This window comes from Acidianus manzaensis (assembly GCF_002116695.1).
Taxonomy (GTDB): domain Archaea; phylum Thermoproteota; class Thermoprotei_A; order Sulfolobales; family Sulfolobaceae; genus Acidianus; species Acidianus manzaensis.
In genome coordinates, this window is sequence record NZ_CP020477.1 from 622,890 (window position 1) to 640,405 (window position 17,516).

22 protein-coding genes are annotated in these 17,516 nt (G+C 30.2%); 13 read left to right on the forward strand and 9 right to left on the reverse strand.

All coding sequences use genetic code 11. From position 1 onward, the window contains the following. Positions 1–32 precede the first annotated feature (32 nt). The gene (locus tag B6F84_RS02880) at positions 33–680 is read left to right on the forward strand and encodes a DUF3834 domain-containing protein (RefSeq protein WP_148690834.1); all 648 of its coding nucleotides are present in this window, start codon (positions 33–35) and stop codon (positions 678–680) included. Here B6F84_RS02880 and B6F84_RS02885 read toward each other — a convergent pair. Next, positions 677–1,402 (reverse strand): molybdate ABC transporter substrate-binding protein, encoded by a 726-nt coding sequence (locus tag B6F84_RS02885; RefSeq protein ID WP_148690835.1) that lies wholly within the window; start codon positions 1,400–1,402, stop codon positions 677–679. The two genes, B6F84_RS02880 and B6F84_RS02885, sit on opposite strands and share 4 nt — an antisense overlap. 214 nt (positions 1,403–1,616) lie before the next feature. Here B6F84_RS02885 and B6F84_RS02890 point away from each other — a divergent pair, with 214 nt between their 5' ends. Next, positions 1,617–3,053, forward strand: coding sequence for an L-aspartate oxidase (locus tag B6F84_RS02890; RefSeq protein WP_148690836.1), 1,437 nt, complete (start codon positions 1,617–1,619; stop codon positions 3,051–3,053). A gap of 6 nt (positions 3,054–3,059) precedes the next feature. Further along, positions 3,060–3,521: an NUDIX hydrolase gene (locus tag B6F84_RS02895; RefSeq protein ID WP_148690837.1), complete on the forward strand. Its 462-nt coding sequence runs from the start codon at positions 3,060–3,062 to the stop codon at positions 3,519–3,521. On the opposite strand, the gene B6F84_RS02900 is transcribed toward B6F84_RS02895, so the two are convergent. Then, complete coding sequence (locus tag B6F84_RS02900; protein WP_148690838.1) at positions 3,513–4,865, reverse strand: RuvB-like helicase; 1,353 nt, start codon at positions 4,863–4,865, stop codon at positions 3,513–3,515. The two genes, B6F84_RS02895 and B6F84_RS02900, sit on opposite strands and share 9 nt — an antisense overlap. Before the next feature lie 160 nt (positions 4,866–5,025). Between B6F84_RS02900 and B6F84_RS02905 the strand changes: the two genes are divergently transcribed. Both B6F84_RS02905 and B6F84_RS02910 read left to right on the forward strand, forming a co-directional pair. Continuing rightward, on the forward strand, positions 5,026–5,874 hold the full coding sequence (locus B6F84_RS02905) for a PfkB family carbohydrate kinase (protein WP_148690839.1): 849 nt from the start codon (positions 5,026–5,028) through the stop codon (positions 5,872–5,874). Then, a complete protein-coding gene (locus B6F84_RS02910; protein ID WP_148690840.1) occupies positions 5,871–6,932 on the forward strand; it encodes a Y-family DNA polymerase in 1,062 nt (353 codons plus the stop codon). The genes B6F84_RS02905 and B6F84_RS02910 overlap by 4 nt, the downstream gene beginning before the upstream one ends. Here B6F84_RS02910 and B6F84_RS02915 read toward each other — a convergent pair. Beyond that, a complete protein-coding gene (locus B6F84_RS02915) occupies positions 6,909–7,346 on the reverse strand; it encodes a hypothetical protein (RefSeq protein ID WP_148690841.1) in 438 nt (145 codons plus the stop codon). The genes B6F84_RS02910 and B6F84_RS02915 overlap by 24 nt on opposite strands. 16 nt (positions 7,347–7,362) lie before the next feature. Here B6F84_RS02915 and rtcA point away from each other — a divergent pair, with 16 nt between their 5' ends. Continuing rightward, the gene (gene rtcA, locus B6F84_RS02920; protein ID WP_148690842.1) at positions 7,363–8,373 is read left to right on the forward strand and encodes an RNA 3'-terminal phosphate cyclase; all 1,011 of its coding nucleotides are present in this window, start codon (positions 7,363–7,365) and stop codon (positions 8,371–8,373) included. On the opposite strand, the gene B6F84_RS02925 is transcribed toward rtcA, so the two are convergent. From B6F84_RS02925 to B6F84_RS02945, 5 genes are read right to left on the reverse strand one after another with little or no spacing between them, the layout of a single operon-like run. Next, on the reverse strand, positions 8,363–9,361 hold the full coding sequence (locus B6F84_RS02925) for an alcohol dehydrogenase catalytic domain-containing protein (protein ID WP_148690843.1): 999 nt from the start codon (positions 9,359–9,361) through the stop codon (positions 8,363–8,365). The genes rtcA and B6F84_RS02925 overlap by 11 nt on opposite strands. After that, a complete protein-coding gene (locus B6F84_RS02930; protein WP_148690844.1) occupies positions 9,361–10,647 on the reverse strand; it encodes a glutamine synthetase family protein in 1,287 nt (428 codons plus the stop codon). Before B6F84_RS02930 ends, B6F84_RS02925 begins: the two co-directional genes overlap by 1 nt. 39 nt (positions 10,648–10,686) lie before the next feature. Beyond that, positions 10,687–10,911, reverse strand: a complete 225-nt coding sequence (locus B6F84_RS02935; RefSeq protein ID WP_148690845.1) for a hypothetical protein — start codon at positions 10,909–10,911, stop codon at positions 10,687–10,689. 25 nt (positions 10,912–10,936) lie between these two features. Next, on the reverse strand, positions 10,937–11,698 hold the full coding sequence (gene taw21, locus B6F84_RS02940; RefSeq protein ID WP_148690846.1) for a tRNA 4-demethylwyosine(37)-methyltransferase Taw21: 762 nt from the start codon (positions 11,696–11,698) through the stop codon (positions 10,937–10,939). Beyond that, a complete protein-coding gene (locus tag B6F84_RS02945; protein WP_148690847.1) occupies positions 11,670–12,803 on the reverse strand; it encodes an amidohydrolase family protein in 1,134 nt (377 codons plus the stop codon). Before B6F84_RS02945 ends, taw21 begins: the two co-directional genes overlap by 29 nt. Before the next feature lie 74 nt (positions 12,804–12,877). On the opposite strand from B6F84_RS02945, the gene B6F84_RS02950 reads away from it, so the two are divergent. From B6F84_RS02950 to cutC, 7 genes are all read left to right on the forward strand, one after another. Continuing rightward, entirely contained in the window at positions 12,878–13,681 is an 804-nt protein-coding gene (locus B6F84_RS02950; protein ID WP_148692816.1) for an SIS domain-containing protein, read from the forward strand. Then, positions 13,681–13,920 (forward strand): hypothetical protein, encoded by a 240-nt coding sequence (locus tag B6F84_RS02955; protein WP_148690848.1) that lies wholly within the window; start codon positions 13,681–13,683, stop codon positions 13,918–13,920. The genes B6F84_RS02950 and B6F84_RS02955 overlap by 1 nt, the downstream gene beginning before the upstream one ends. A 3-nt stretch (positions 13,921–13,923) precedes the next feature. Continuing rightward, positions 13,924–14,511 (forward strand): DUF1404 family protein, encoded by a 588-nt coding sequence (locus B6F84_RS02960; protein WP_148690849.1) that lies wholly within the window; start codon positions 13,924–13,926, stop codon positions 14,509–14,511. Positions 14,512–14,532: 21 nt separating this feature from the next. Continuing rightward, complete coding sequence (cobA, locus tag B6F84_RS02965) at positions 14,533–15,255, forward strand: uroporphyrinogen-III C-methyltransferase (RefSeq protein ID WP_148690850.1); 723 nt, start codon at positions 14,533–14,535, stop codon at positions 15,253–15,255. Positions 15,256–15,264: 9 nt separating this feature from the next. Beyond that, the gene (locus B6F84_RS02970; protein ID WP_148690851.1) at positions 15,265–15,402 is read left to right on the forward strand and encodes a YHS domain-containing protein; all 138 of its coding nucleotides are present in this window, start codon (positions 15,265–15,267) and stop codon (positions 15,400–15,402) included. A gap of 196 nt (positions 15,403–15,598) precedes the next feature. After that, positions 15,599–16,435 (forward strand): glyceraldehyde dehydrogenase subunit beta, encoded by an 837-nt coding sequence (gene cutB, locus B6F84_RS02975; protein WP_148690852.1) that lies wholly within the window; start codon positions 15,599–15,601, stop codon positions 16,433–16,435. Between the two features lie 5 nt (positions 16,436–16,440). Beyond that, entirely contained in the window at positions 16,441–16,944 is a 504-nt protein-coding gene (gene cutC, locus B6F84_RS02980; protein WP_148690853.1) for a glyceraldehyde dehydrogenase subunit gamma, read from the forward strand. Here the strand turns inward: cutC and B6F84_RS02985 are convergent. After that, a complete protein-coding gene (locus B6F84_RS02985; protein WP_148690854.1) occupies positions 16,925–17,512 on the reverse strand; it encodes a nucleotidyltransferase family protein in 588 nt (195 codons plus the stop codon). The two genes, cutC and B6F84_RS02985, sit on opposite strands and share 20 nt — an antisense overlap. Between the last annotated feature and the right edge of the window lie 4 nt (positions 17,513–17,516).

The window sequence follows — 17,516 nt, forward strand, 5'->3', positions numbered from 1 at the left end:
AGAAATAAAAATAATGGGTACTAAAATAACCTATGAAAGCATTAGTCGCACCAGGTCCAGTTTCGTATCCTTTAATAGCATCTACAATAAAAAATAAAGATATACAGATATTTTTTGGAAAAGAAGGAAATGAAAATGTAGACGTTATTTTAGATTCTACTGTATCATTAGTAAAAAGAGGATTAAAGATAGATTACGTGACTATAAAAGGTTTAATGTCAATATATCCTGATATAGGCAAGAAAATAGGTGTATGGAGAAAAGGTAGTGCAGCTGATGTATTAACAAGGGCATTAATAACTCTGAAAAACATAGAGTCAGAAATAGTATATGTTGATGATATGGAAAAGATAATGCAAATGCTTCAACAAAAACAAGTTGATAGTGCAGTAGTATCATCAGCTTTAGGTAAGGGTAAAACATTTGAAGAACTTCTTGGAATTCCAGGAAGTTGTGGGGCTACTGTATATTCTAATGAAGACGATTTCATCAGGGCATATAATGAGGGAATAGAAATTATGAAGGAAGATCCAGAGGGTTCTGCAGAATATGTTTTATCTAAGTTACCAATTAAGGTTAAGAAAGAATTTATAATAGGTAGTATTCAGAATTCTGAAGTAAAAATAGAAAAACCTAAGAATTATAAGGAATTTGAAGATCTAGTAAAAAGATTTTCTTAGGCAATCCATTTAAAAGCAAATTTTTCATAGATCTTTTTTACTTCATTACTCAATAATAATTCAAATACATTTTTTGCTTCATTAGACGAATTTTTTAGTAATGCAAAAGATAATTTTCCTATCTTATTATTTTTAGGCACTGTATGCTTAAAAGTCCAGAATATAGCCTCTGTTCTCCATACTACTCCAGCTTCTATATCGCCTAATTTTAACATATGAGGTATTTCTCTATGATGAATTTTAGTTAAATATACTCCGCCATAATTTAAAAAGTCCTCATAACTTCCGCATTGCTCTTCGTATAATTCTTTAAATAGTTGCCCTATTCCTTCTGTAGTAGGATTAGGTATAGCCACTCTTTTTCCTTTTAAGTCACACCAATCTTTAATCTCAGCTCCTCTATATACTATCACTAGATCATTTTCAACATAATCTACCCTTTTTTCTATGTCTAGACCTTCAATTAAAGAAGGAGGTAAAGATACTATTTCAGGCCTAAATGATATTTCTAAGTTTCCGACTTTAAGAGGATTACCTTCAGCTCTTTTTCTAACTAATCCTGGCGGAATGGTTTCAAGGTATATTTTATGTCCATTTTTATTTAGGAAATTTAGTAGTTCTTTAGCTACAAACCACTGATTTCCAGCAAATGATAATTTTACTCCTGAGATATCTCCCCATAAATCTTCTAGTTCGTCAAAAAGTTGTAATGTTATGTCCATAAAAATAAAGCTCTACTTATAAAATATTAAATTTCCGGTTATTCTAATTTGTGCTTACCATATAAATATTTAATATAAGTTAAATCTGCCTTTTTAGTAGTTATTAGGAATTTCAATCTTTCTCATAAAATATAGATTTATTTTTATAAGCAAATTTATCTCAATATTCTAAAGTTAAAGAAAAGTTTTTAAATGTCGAACACATGTTCGATTTATGATATATGTTATAGGAAATGGCATAGCCGGTTTAAGTGCTGCTGTATCATTAAAGAAAAATGGGTATGATGTTATCATAATAACTAAGAAAATAAATGGTGGTTCAACTTACATAGCGAAAGGAGGGATAGCTGCAGCTATTAGCCAAGAGGATTCGCCAGAAATACATGCTAAAGATACTCTAATAGTTGGTGCAGGTTTATCAGATGAAAGAGCAGTAAATTATGTTACAACAGAAGCTCCTAAGGCTATAAGAACGATGGAAGATTGGGGATTTGAATTCGCTGACGATTTACGATTAGAAGGAGGTCATTCAAAGAGAAGAGTTCTTCATAAAACAGACGAAACCGGAAGAGATGTTTATGATTTCCTAATGGGAAAAGTTAAAGAATTAAATATTCCAATTATAGAGGATAAATTATTATCTATAATAGTAAAAGATAATATATTAAAGGGATTTATTACTAAAAATAGAGGAAATATTGATGCTGAAAAACTAATACTAGCTACAGGAGGATATGCTTATCTTTGGAAGTTTACTTCCAATCAGTCTACAAATACTGGAGATGGTATTGCAATAGCTTTCAGAGCAGGAGCCTTATTAGCAGATATGGAATTTGTTCAATTTCATCCTACTGTAACTTCTTTAGATGGTGAAACGTTTCTTTTAACTGAGACATTACGTGGAGAAGGAGCAATACTATTAAACGATAAAGGAGAAAGATTTGCATTTAAATATCATGAAAAAGGAGAATTAGCTCCAAGAGATATATTATCTAGAGCAATATATTCTGAATATTTAGCTGGAAGGCAAGTATTTATGGATTTAACTAAAATTCAAGATTTTGAAGAAAAGTTTCCAGTATTTAACGCATATCTGAAAAGGCATGGAAAAGATAAGAATTTCAAAGTTCCTGTATTTCCTGGAGCTCATTTTGTAGATGGAGGAATAAGAGTTAACATAAGAGGTGAAACTAATATAAAAGGTCTTTATGCGATAGGCGAGGTAAGTGATACTGGACTTCATGGAGCTAATAGATTAGCAAGTAATTCCTTGGCAGAAGGTTTAGTCTATGGAATAAACATGCCAATGTACATAGATAAATGGGAAGGCTTATATGTAGATGATGGAGATATAATTAATATTAAATTGCATTCTGGAAATTCAAGAAAAATAGAAGAAATACGAAACATTAACTGGGAAAATGTGGGAATAATAAGGGACAAGGATAAGTTAAGTAAGGCTTTGGAAATATACTCAATATCTGATTTTATTTCTAGTAATGAAGAATCAAATGCTGCTTTAGTATCATATTTAACTGCATACGCAGCGCTTACTAGAACAGAGAGTAGAGGCAATCATTATAGAAGCTATTATCCAAATAGAGATGATGCTAATTGGAAGAAAAGAATATATTTTTCTTTACAGAAATGATATTTTATGAATTGTGATGCGGCAGTTGTACTTCTGGTTAATAATGAAAATAAGTTCTTATTAATAAAAAGAGTTGAGAACCCTAATGACCCTTGGAGTGGGAATATGGCATTACCTGGGGGTCATAGGGAAAACAATGAGAGTTGCATGGATACAGCAATTAGAGAATGTATGGAAGAGGTAGGAATAAGACCAGAAATTAAAAAATTTTTAGGAATATATTCACCAAATAATAGACCTTTGAAGGTTGCTGTATTTTTGGGATATACTCAAGAAAGCAAACTGGAAATCAGCAAAGATGAAGTTGAAAAATGCTTTTGGGTGGATTTTAATGAATTAAAAAAAGGAACTAATTGTTTTTACTATAAGGATTATGTAATTTGGGGTATGACGTATAGAATTCTAAGAGATTTCAGCCCGGCAACTGATACTTCATCTTTCCGTTCCGTCGACCAGTCATCATTTTAACATTAAGCTTTCATATTCCTTAACATATTTTATACTTCTCTTTATATCAGCGAAATATTTATTTGCTTCGCTTATGTCCTCTGCCTTTATGACGTTTCTATTATTTCTTAATGCTAAAATATTTGAAGGTTCTAGTAATTGAACAGCATATCTTAAGCTATTTTCTACGCCTATTTTAGTTAGTAATTCTAAAGCTTGCGGATCTAATTCTACATTTATTTCCTCTGCTCTTATTTTTATAATTTCTCTTATTTCATTTTCATTATATGGTCTAGTTGGTATTATAAGTAGTCTATCTAGTAAGTCTAATGGTATTCCATGTGGAGACTCTATATCTGTACCTCTTATTTTTGTTACTCCCCTATTAGTAGCAAGAATTATTATAGGAGATAATTCAGATTCTAAAGCTTTAGTTAAAAATGAGAAAGCTTCTATGTCTAGCATATGTGCATCATCAATAAATAATACGCCAGGAATTAATTCTCCTTCTCCAGAATTTATCATGTCCTTAACTAATTTATCAACTTGTTTTCTTATATCATCGCTAATTTCTCTTTCTGTCCATAAGGAAAATATAGCGTTTATACTAATTGATTGTGCAGCTAGGTTTAGGTCTAGATCGTTAAGCGTGAATGTACTAGTAAGTTCTTTTTCTTTTTTTACTGGTCCACTAGGTGTTTCTACTACTTTTCCACCTCCAATTTCATAATTAGTCTCTTCTTTAGCTCTTCCTTCCTTTACTATTTCGCCAGTTTGTGCGTCAATCCAGATTACATCGCCTTTTCTTATTCCTTTTCTTTGTATTTGTTCAGCTACTGATTCTCCAGCCGTTATTTTTAGTTCATCATCTTTTGTCTTTAAAGTAATTTCAGCCTCTCTAGGTACTTGATAATAAGGATTTATTTTACTCCTAGCTACCTTTATTCTTATTTCCTTTACTACTCCTTCATATACTAATCTTTTTTGTGTTATTCTAACTCCTATTGATTTTCTGATAACTTGAGTTAATAATTCCGTTTTCTTCAATTCTGTTGAATAAAGTTCCGTAGCGTTTATTGCAGTAAATGGCGTACCTTCTCCTAACTCTTTAGCTATTGCGATAGATAGTGCTGTTTTTCCAGTACCTGGTGGGCCTACAAGTAAAATTCCTTTACCTGCCATTTTGCCTTGTTTAACAAGTTGTACAATTAATCCAGCTGCCTCTCTTGCTTCTGTTTGCCCCACCATACCATCTGCAATCAGCTTGGCTTTTCCGTGCTCATCTAGACCTAAACCAGTTATATGACTATGAATGCTAGCTTTTTCAGTCTCTTGAATCTTCTTTATTTCTCTGATCTCTACCATCAAACACAAATATACTAATGGAAATATGAAATTAACTATCTTCAACACTAACTATGATTTTTTGGCAGAGTTGTAGTAAAGATAAATATATGATATTCCATTTAATAAAGATGTGATGATAACCTTTGGGGCAGATGAATGACGAGGTGGCGGCTAACTGATGAGGCCTTTACATTTAGCTATTGGTAAGTTTAATATAGATATAATTGTTAAACTTAGTAAAATTCCAGATATAGATAGTAAAAGTACTACTGATATTTTAGATATATTGCCTGGAGGTTCAGCCACTAATTATTCTATCGCGACAACTAGACTAGGTCATTCAGCTAAACTTCTAGCTAAAGTTGGTAAAAGTCCAATAGTTTCAGCATTGATGAGACCATTAGCAGAAGAAGGCGTAGGATTAGATTTTGTTACAGAATACGATATAAAACCTAATATGGCAATAATATTCTTAAGAGATGATGGTTCAGTTTCAATAGTTAGAAAAACTAATCAGAATTTGTTACCTACTTTAGAAGATGTAAAGAAATTTTCTAATATGTTTGATGTTTTTCATTTTGCATCTGTATCTCCTGAGATTATATACGCAGATCCAGCTGCCAAACTTATCTCTTACGATCCTGGTCCTTATGCTTCTGAATACGAAGGAGAAAAAGTAGATATATTATATGTAAATAAAAAAGAATATGAAACATTAAGATCCAAAGTAAATGCTAAACTAACTGTAATAAAGATGGGCAAGGATGGTGCTATGGTAAAAGGAGATGAAGAGTGTTATTCCTCTGGAGTAAATGTAAATGTTATAGATACTACTGGTGCTGGAGACGTTTTTGATGCTGCTTTTAATGTAAGCGTACTTAATTCTAATAATATTGAAGATAGTCTTAAGTTCGCTATAGTTTCTTCAGCGTTAAAAGTAACTAGGATAGGAGGTATTGGGTCTCCAAAATTAGAAGAAGTGGTAAAAAAGCTAAAAGAAGTTAATATTAATATAAGATGTAAATGATAGTACTTTTTGTTGATTTCGACTATTTCTTTGCACAAGTAGAGGAAATATTAAATCCGAAAATAAAGGGAAAACCAGTAGCAGTTTGTGTATTTTCAGGAAGATTTAAGGATAGTGGAGCTATAGCTACTTCAAATTATGAAGCTAGAAAACTTGGAATAAAAGCAGGAATGCCAATTCCTAAAGCTAAAGAAATAGCTCCTAACGCAATATATTTACCAATAAGAAAAGAAATATATAAAGAAGTTTCGAATAGGATAATGGACGGAATATTAAAGAATTATGGAGATAAAATTGAAATAGCAAGTATAGACGAGGCATATTTAGATATAACTCAAAGGGTAAAAGATTTTAGAGAAGCTTATATTTTGGGAAAAGAAATAAAAGACAAAATCTACGAGAAGGAGAAAATAACGGTAACAGTAGGTATAGCACCCAATAAGATATTAGCTAAAATAGTTGCGGAACTACATAAACCGAATGGTTTAGGTGTTCTTAAACCAGAAGAAGTTGAATCATTTATAAAAACTCTACCGATAGATGAGGTTCCAGGTGTAGGAAATACTATTTTGAATAAATTAAAAGAAAATGGTATATCTTATTTATATGATGTTACAAAAGTAGATTTTGAGAAATTAAAATCTGAAATAGGCAAAGCAAAAGCCTCTTATCTGTACTCTTTAGCTTTGAATACTTACAATGAACCAGTAAAAGAGAGGATAAGAAAACATATTGGAAGATATGTTACAATGAAGAATAATAGTAGGGATTTAGATTTTATATATTCTTATTTAAAGAGAGCTATTGATGAAGCATATTCTAGAGCTAATGGAGGAATTCCTAAAACATTAGCTGTAGTAGCAATAATGGAAGACTTAGATATAGTAAGTAGAGAGAAGACGTATAATTTTGGTATAACTAGAGAAAATGCTTATGACGAGGCAAAGTTACTTTTAGCTGAAATTTTAAAGTCTGACAGAAGAAAATTAAGGAGAGTAGGAGTAAGGTTAGGAAAAATATATAAAGCATCTACATTAGATAAGTTCTTCAATTTCTAACTTTATTTTATCTTTAAGTAATAGAGTATCTATTTCTCCATATCTTGATACGTAGTTTAAATAACCTTGGATACCTCTGCTATATTCGTGATTTTGTATAATCTGAACATTAACAAAAATAGGTAATCTATTAGTTTTTAGAAATTTTTCTATTTTTATATACTGTGCTAATATTTTGTAGTCATCTTCTACTCCTATAGCTTCAACAATTCCTTTATCTCCGCTTATTATTTTTGTTTTATGATCTATTTCTCCATATTTATCTTGAACTATTACAAATCTAGCAGTTCGACCTCCTTCTCTCTCCTCATAAAAATTTAAACCGAGTAAAAATGTATTATTGTACGTAATTGGTATTATGAATAGCTCTTCATGACCTATAATATTTACTAGTGATTTTATTTTGACTTTCATATCATGTATTATATTAATGATAGAAATAGATGGTTCTTTCGGTGAAGGTGGAGGAGAAATATTAAGAACTTCACTTACATTATCAGCAATTACACAAAAACCTTTTAGAATATATAATATCAGAAGTAATAGGAAAAATCCAGGACTGCAAATGCAACATTTAACTGCAGTAAGATTAATGAAAAAATTATGTAATGCAGACACAAAAGGTGATTTTTTAGGATCAAAAGAATTATTATTTATTCCTAGAGAAATTCAAGATAATTTAGAAATAACAGAAAATGTACAAACTGCTGGAAGTACTACTTTAATAGCTGTAGCTTCTATTCCAGTTATTATTAATAAAAATATAAAAATTAAACTAATTGGAGGTACTGATGTTCCTAAATCCCCTACTATCGATTATCTTCGTATGGTTTATTTAGGTATTTTAAATAAAATAGGAATAAACGGAAAAATATCTTTAATAAAGAGAGGCCATTATCCGAAAGGAGGAGGTATAATAGAATTATCTAATTTTGAAGGAGAAGGAGAAAAGTTTGAAATTGATAGTATTAGAAAAATTAATTATGTAAAAGGTATATCGCATGTGTCTTCTTTGCCTTCTCACATAGCAGAGAGACAAGCAAAATCAGCTAAGCAATTTTTATCGTCATTTTTAGGAAACATCGACATAGATATTGATATTGATGTAAGACAAGGAGAAAGCGAAGGATCAGGAATTACTCTTGCTGCTTATGGTGATAGTATATTAGGCTCTGACTCATTAGGTGAAAAAGGTAAAAGAGCAGAAAAGGTTGGAGAAGAAGCAGGGGAAAAGTTAATAGAAGATATACAGAGTAAAGCTGGAGTAGATAGATACATGTCTGATATGTTAATGTTATATGCGTCCTTATATGGTGGTCATTTTACTGGTTCAATGTATACATTACATGCAAAAACTAATGCTGAAGTTATAAAAAAGTTCCTGAATGTAGAAATTAAAATATCTGGTAATAATCCATTTAGTTTTTACGCTAAGGTATAATTACTGCTCTACCTATTATTCTTTCATTTAGAAGATCATCTATTGCCATATTTATTTCGTCTAATTTATAAGGTACTGCCAAAGTTTTTATTTTCTTTTCATTGAAAATTTTTACTAGTTCTTCTAAATCTTTTTTTGTACCATATAATACTCCTTTAATTCTAAGTCCTCTTAATACCATTAGCTGTTCTGGTACTGTAAATTCTCCACCAAATTCTCCTACTATTCTTAATTCTCCCATCCTATCGATCATCCATAATACGTCTTTTAGAGTTTCATTACTTCCAACATAATCTATTATATAATCAAATTTTTCTCTGCCTATTTTTGATGATAAATCTTCAGAATAGTTATTTTTTACTACTATTACTTTATCTGCTCCTAATTCAAGCATTTTACTTAATTTAAAATAATTTCTTCCTACTACAGTAGTTTTGGTATTTTTTAGTTTTAGAATCTGTAATGCTATCATGCTTACTGCTCCAGTACCTAAAAGTGCTACATTACTTCCTTCTTCTATATCTTTTACTGAACTATATGCTGTTAGTCCTGCATCAGCTAAAGGAGCCAAATCTATTGGATTTCCAGATACTTTAACTAAATTATCTTCTGATGGAACCTTTACGTATTCTGCGAATCCGCCATTTTCGTGAACTCCTAAAATTTTTACTTTATCGCAATACTGAGGATATCCACGCTTGCAATATTTGCACTCATTACATCCAAAAGCATTATACACAAGTACATTATCTCCTTTTTTTACGTTCTTTCCATCGTTCATAACTTGGCCTATAATTTCATGACCCAATATTATTGGTGTCTTTACGTCTACGTCAGTTTTCCAATCTCCAAAAATTATATGCAAATCTCCATGACATAATCCAGAAGCTAATACTTTGAGTAATATTTCGCCTTGTTCAATTTCTGGTTCTTTTACATTCTCTATACTCAAAGGTTTTTCAATTTCTTTAAAAATTGCTGCTTTCATTACCATCCTGCCTTTAAATACGCTTTTGTTTCCCAATCCGTTATATATGTTTCATAGCTTTGTAATTCTCTAGTTTTTAGTTCTATAAATGTATTAACCAAATCTTGTCCTAACAAGTATTTCAAGTAATTGTCTTCTTGCAATTTTCTCAATGAGTCTCCTAAACTATTAGGAATATGAGCCATTTCAGTATTTGGTTCTATATCTAGATTTTTTTCTATGCCATCTAATCCTGCAAATATTATAGATGATAAAAGTAAGTAAGAGTTGGTTAAAGGATCAGCTAATCTGAACTCTAAAAATTTAGTCTCTCTAAAATTACTTGGTATTCTTATTATGTAATGCCTTTCAGATCCTATGCCTCCTATATTAGGAGTAATTATTTCTCTATATCTTTTATAAGAATTGATTGTAGGAGAAGCAAAAGCCATTATAGCTCCTAAATGCTCTAATATTCCAGCAAAGAAGTTGTATGTAATCTTGCTTAATCCTATTCCTTTTGGATCATTTAAATCAAGCATTGTTTCTTTTCCATTTCTATCTAATAATTTAATGTAAATATCCATACTGCTTCCTGGATACTTAGAGAAAGGTTTAGGCATAAAAGTAGCCAGCATTTTATATATTCTAGCAGTATCCCTTATTACTTCTCTTCCAGTTAATAATGAGTCTGCAGCTGTTAGCACATCTTTTTGTGAGAAAGTTATTTCATATTGTCCTGGTCCATAATGTTTGTTTATAGTTTCTACCTGGACTCCAACTTCTTCAAGATATTTAATTACGTCTCTTAAGAATGTCTGCTCTTCCATTAATCCTTCTGGAGAATAAGCTTTAGCCTGGTCAGCTGGTAGATTAATATCATTATCTTTAAGTAAGTAAAATGTTGGTTCAAAAGCTACCATCATCTGTAAACTTGATTCTTCTAATTTCTCTAGCGCTTTCTTGAGTATTCCTCTACTGCAATAAGGTGACGGCGTAGAATTATCAGGATAGAAAAGAAAAGACAATACTCTTGCTGTTCTTTCTAAATAAGGTAATGTAATAAAAGTTGAAGGATCTGGAAAAGCTATTACGTCTTCGTATTTGTCTTTAATAGGATTATCTTGATAATCCAGTAACACTAACGATTCAGAATACGGTATTCCTTTTCCATTTATTAATACATCTTCAAATTCTGGTCTTCTTAGTGATCTTCCTCTTACGTTTCCTAGTAAGTCTATGAATTCTACTCTTACATAATCTATTCTTCCTGATTTTAGTGTTTCAAGCACTTCGTCTCTTGACACATTTATCTTAATAGCAAAGTCATTTTTAAAATAAAAATGTTAAAGCAAAGATAACATAATGTTTCCAGCAAATATTACAGCATTAGAATATTCCGTAAATATTCCTTTATTTTTTAACTCATTCTTATAAAATATTTCTACTAAATACATATAATCGTTTTTAGCTATTTTTCTTCTATGAAATTTTATAACATAATTACCTATATTCACATTCTTTTTTTGAGACGCATAGTATCCTAATTCCAAAATTCTAAAGTCTATCATTATACTACTTTTTCTTTTTATATTTTTAAATGTAGATGTCTAAAATGACATGATATTTGTATGGTTTCACACTTCTTACTACTCTAGCAAATTTTGCTTTAGGAAATAATTCTAAAGCCTTTTTTATAGGGTTATCGTTTTCTTTATTTGTCTCTAATTCGATAAAGAGATGGATAATTCCATTAGGTTTTATTTTTTGTAAAGCTATTTCGTAAGCTTCTTTATATTTTTCTGGAAGTGGGGAAATTATTCTATCAGCATTTTCTACTTCATATATTTTTCTAAAGACGTCGCCATAAATCGGTATAACATTATAAGTTTTATTTATGTCTATGTTTACCATCATAAAATAATATGCAAAAGGGTTAATATCAAATGAATAAATTATTTTTGGTTTTCCAATTTTTGCAGATAATATTGAAAAAGGGCCATAGCCAGCAAACATGTTAATTATAGTTTCTCCTTTTTTAACTTGCTTAGCTACTCTTAAATGTTCGTAAGATAATTTAGATGAAAAGAATACTTTAGTTATGTCTAGAAAATATTTACATTCGTATTCTTTATATAAGGTAGAACTTCTTAAGTCTCCATAAATATGATAAAAACTAGATAATCTATAGTCTCCAGAAGTATCTCTATATTGTCCCCATACTGATTTAATATACTTATGTTTGTTTAAAATTTGTTTAGCGTAGTCAACTAAATCTTCTGGTTTTTTGTTGAATGGTATACCAATTATGGCTAAATCTCCAACAATCTCAATCTTTTTCCATTTTTCTTCTTTCATCAAATTCTTTTACCTTTTCATTTGCTTCGGAAATATCTTTTTCTCCGACGTTTAAAGGCACTCCACCATCTAATACTGCTTCTCCATTAACTATTACTGTTTCTAAATTATATGAAGAAAATATTAGGCTCTCAAAAGGCATTTGCATATCTATAGGATAAGAAGGAGGTTCGTCAGCTTCAAATATTACTAAATCCGTAGTATTTCCTATATCTAATGAAGAATTTAAGTTCAATTGATTATATCCCCACTCAATAACTGACTTTACTGATTCTTCTGCAGTTAAGAGTAATCTCGATGTAGATATACTTAGTTCGTTTCTTATATCAAATTTTGGAGTTAAATCTAACGAAATTGAAGGCTTATATGAACCTAATGTGAATTTACACACTTCTAAACTTGGAGTAAATGATAATCTTAACGAATTCTTTTGAATAATTTCTAAGTCTTTTCTACTTCCTCCACCTAGCGCTATTATGTAAGGAGAAAGATCTCCTTTTACGTTAGCAAGGTTAACAGTTCTATCTACTAGAACTGGTAATTTATAATCTCTAGATATACTAAATACTTCTTCTGCTTCTGCTTCATCGCACAATTTTAATATTATACCAGAATTATCTTTAGATTTCCATTTACTATATAGGCTTTCGAAATTTCTTTTCCAGTCTCCTTTACTCCAGATGCAATTTACTTCTGCAGTAATTATTGGTCTTATGCCTACAAGCTTCATTGCTCTAGCTGCATGTTCTACAAAAGGCTCAGTTATTACTGCTGTAGTAACGCCTGATCTTAATAAATGATAAGAAGCTAATAAGGAAAAATAATATGCATCTTTTCCAGTTAGAGAAGATACTATATCGTTAGCATTAGACTTTCCCGAGAATATTCTATATCTAAAGGGATATAATTGTATAAATGTTTGAGTTGTGATAAAACCTGGAGATACTAATCTATTATCTCCACCTATAGATAATTCTGCATCGTAGTATTCTTCTATTTCTTTTTTTGAAATTGCTTCTATTTTACCATCAGACATACCAATGTTAACGTTATTTGTAGGTCCATCCTTGGTAAAAGCTATTCCAGCTTTTATAAGAATCTTCAACTTAAATCAAACATATTTAGCCTAAGGGTTTTATAACTGTTGTCCAATAATATCATGTGAATATAGTAGAGGAAATGGAAAAAGAAATAAATAAAGATTATAAAGTAAATGCAAATTTAAATTTAGATTCTGCCTTTGTTACTGGCGCAGGAGACTCATATGCTGCAGCTTTGGCGATAGAAGGAAAAACAAAAGGTAGATTTAAAGCTATAGATCCTTATGATTCTTTGGAATACGAAAATCTTGATAGACCTCTTATAATAGTTTCAGTTTCAGGTAAGCCTAAATCTAATATTTTATTAGCAAAAAAATTTAAAAATAAGACTAAAATAATTGTAGTTACCGCAAATAAAGATTCAATATTAGCAAAACTAGCTGATTATATTGTAGAATTACCATATAAATCTCCTATAATCTTGCCTGGTACATTATCATTTCTAATGAGCTTAAGTGCCTTATACTCCATTGCTAATGAAGAAGAAGATAAAGGCGAAGATAAAGAGATATTTTTACTAAATCCTTATTTTATAGGGAAAGAAAGTAACTATGGCATAGCATATTTTAGCTATTTGAAGATGGCAGAAATTTTTGGAATTAAAAGTAATTATGAAAGACTAGAACAATTTTGTCATTCTCCTATTTTCTCCTCTAGGAATAGTGAAATAATTATTTTATCAAGTAAAGATAAAAGAGAAGAAGAATTAAAATCATTAATTAATTATACTCAAGTTTATTTAACAAATTGTGAAGGAGCATTTTGTAATGCTAAAACAATTTTAAGGTCAATTATCTATACAATGAAGAAAAATAACTGGAATAAGATCTATTTTCTAGATGATAAAAACATTTTAAGTATAAGTTCAACAATGATATATTGATGAATGAGTTAGATTTAACTAAATCTTCTGGGGGATGTGGTGCAAATTCGCCATCAGTGTCTTTAATGAAATTCTGGTTAGAAGTAGGAGGAAATCAAGAAGTTAAAATAATAGTAACACAAGGAGTTCAAGCTGATCAAGTAGATATGTGGGCTGCCGCAATGCAAGATAAAGGAGTAAAAATATTGAATAAAGAAATTAAGGAGGATAGGGTTATATATACTGTATACCTACCTTAAAATATGGATAAATTTCTTTTAGCTAAATATCTTTCTTTTGTATTATTAGGTATATCTATAGTTATATATGTTATCGGTGACATGTTATATAGGCTAATAGCTTTTCAAGGACCTTTATTTGCTGGTGCATTATTAGGATGGTATACCATTAATTATTATACGCCAAAGGATAAATTTGTAGAATTCGAAGATAGTATGGTTCCAGTTACATCTATAGTTCTACGTAGAAGAAGCTGGATTGGATTTACAACAGCAGTGGCTTTACTAGTTCCTTGGTTAACTCCACCTTTATTTAGATTAGGTTTAATATATCCGGAGGTTTACATTTTAGCCTTTATCTGTGATTTTATTGGTGGATTTATAGCAGGATATTTTATACCTTCGTTAAAATTTATGGAAAAAGTTATTTTGTATAGTTTAGGATTCGCAGCCGATATTTTTTACGTAATGTTGCTCTATATTTATTCGTTATTATATAATATTTCTCAAACGTCTCTTGTTGATCATGTTTTAGTCTATGTATATTCCATAAAATTTCTTGAAGCGATAATATTTGCTGTATACATAATTAAGAAAGTAAATGCTATTTAGCCTATTAAGGGGTATAAATTAGTGGGAAAAGTATATCTTATTGGAGCCGGTCCTGGAGATCCAGAACTTATAACATTAAAAGGATTAAAAATTTTGAAAATAGCTGATGTAATACTTTACGATAGGCTAATTTCAAAAGATCTTCTGAAAGAAAGTAAGGCTGAAGCAGAGAAAATATATGTTGGTAAAGAATTAGGAGAAGCAAACTTACAAGAATGGATAAATAAAACATTAGTAGAGAAAGCTAAAGGAAATAAAATAGTAGTAAGGCTAAAGGGAGGAGATCCATATGTTTTTGGAAGAGGAGAAGAGGAATGCTATTATGTTATATCTAAAGGTATAGAATGCGAAGTTATACCTGGAATATCAAGTGCAATAGCAGTACCAGCTTATGCTGGTATTCCAGTAACTAGTAGATGGTTTTCATCTGGGTTTACTGTAATAACTGGGAATAGAGCTAACGGAAATGAAATTGATGAAGATTATATACCTAAAAAAGGGACATTAGTTATTCTGATGGGGTTATCAAATGTGAAAAAATTGCAAGAAGTTTTATTGAAAACTAGGAGTAAAGACACGCATGTGGCAATAATACAGAACGGTACTTTAGAGTCTCAAAAAGTTTATATTTCAACATTAGAAAATCTTAGTAAAATAGTAGAACAAAACGAAATTAGATCTCCTGCAATAATCGTTATTGGTGAAGTGATAAAGTTAAGAGATAGTTTGTGGAAATTATCATGAGACCAAAAAATGAAAGATCCAGTATGTAAAGATGAAGTAAAAACTACAATGTATAAGTATACATATAAAGGTGTGACATATTATTTTTGTAGCCCTATGTGTATGGCTGAATTCAAGAAAAATCCAGAGAAATATATCAGTAAATAGCTAGTAAATAAATTGAAAATGAATTTTAAATCATTTAACTTTTAAGAATAAAATTTTATAGTAAATAATTTTCATGTAAAATTATACTATATGATATTAACTAAAAATTTGTTGGTAAATATATTAAAGATTTCGAAGATTAAGAACTCAATAAAACTAAGTAAAACATAAAATACTATGTTGTCTATTACATTATATGTACCCGCCAAAGATTGGTTACGTTATACCTGATAGTATAGAAGAAGCTACAGAGTTTTTAGAGAAACATGACGATGCAAAAGTTTTAGCAGGAGGTCATAGCATTATACCAATGTTAAAATTAAGGATAATAAGGCCTTCTTATCTAGTAGAAATAAGAAGATTAAATAATTTGCACAATATCTCTAAATCTGAGGAAGAAATATCTATTGGTGCTATTACAACTCATTATGAAGTTTTTAAATCTAATATACCATTGTTGAGTGAGACTGCTTCAAAAATTGGAGATCCACAAGTTAGAAATATGGGAACAATAGGAGGTAGTATATCACAACTAGATCCATCCGCAGATTATCCAGCAACTCTTATGGCTATGGATGCTAAAGTTAAAATAAAAGGAACTAAGGGTGAAAGAACAGAACTTTTTAAAGATTTTGCAAAAGATATGTTTACTCCAGATTTAAATCAAGGAGAAATAGTTACTGAAATAATAGTTCCCAATTATTCTGATTATAAATATTCATATCAAAAGTTAGAGAGAAAAGCTGGAGATTTTGCTATAGTAGGTGTGGCAGTATTACTAAAGGTAGACGGAGAGATCATTAAAGATGCAAGAATAGGTTTAACAGGAGTAAATAATGTTGCAGTAAGAGCAGTAGATGCGGAAAATATGCTTAAAGATAACAAGATTACTGATGAATTATTGGAAAAGGTATCAAATGAAGTAGTGAAATATGCAAACCCAGTAGAAGACATAAGAGGATCCGTAGAATATAAAAAGAAGGCAACTAAAGTTATGACTAAGAGAGCATTATTAGAAGCTTTAAAGAGGTGAATTAAATGAAAATAATTGAAAATAATGAAAAAACAAAAATTCATCTTAAAATTAACGGAAAAGAATACGAAACTGAAGTAGAACCTAGAAGATTATTAGTTCATGTATTAAGAGACCTAGGATTTACTGGAGTTCATATAGGTTGTGATACAAGTAATTGTGGAGCATGCACTGTGATACTAAATGGCAAATCAGTAAAATCATGTACAATATTAGCTGTAGAAGCAGACAACAGTGAAATTTTAACAATAGAGGGTTTAGCAAAAGATGATAAATTGCATCCAATTCAAGAAGCGTTCTGGGAAAAACATGGATTACAATGTGGATATTGTACTCCAGGTATGATAATGGAAGCTTACTGGTTATTAAATCAAAATCCATCTCCTTCAGAAGAAGAAATTAGAGAAGGCATTTCAGGAAATTTGTGTAGATGCACTGGATATCAAAATATTGTAGAAGCTATTAAATTAGCATCACAAAAAATGAGAATTAGCGCTTTTCAACCATAATTTTTTCTATTTTATTTATATCCTCCTTAGTATCTATATCAAGTGTAACTCCAATACTACACTCTACAGTATAAATATTACTGCTTGATTTTTCTTCTTCTATTTTAAGGATTTGTTTTGCTCCTTGATCTCCTTCCAATGTTAATAATTTTGGAAACAATTTATTTGAAAGCAATACAGGATTTCCCCATAAATTATTATAGGTTGGAATTACAGCTTCACAATTATTATCAAAACGTGAAAGAATTTTTTCTATATCATTCTTAGTAACTAATGGCATATCGCCTAGTACAACTAAAACCCCATCGTAATCTTGAAAGAATCTAATACCTAGCTTTATGCTGCTAGAAACGCCTTTATTCCAAGATGGATTATATATTATAATTTCATTTTTTAAATGATCTATGAGTTCTTTTGCATACCTTCCAGCTATAACTACTCTATCTAAATTATTTATCGACTCTAATGCATATGTTATTATAGATTTTCCTTTTAACGTTGCTAATAGTTTATTTCCTTTAAATCTTTTACCTTCTCCAGCGGCTAGAACTATAGCGCCAATTTTCATTAAT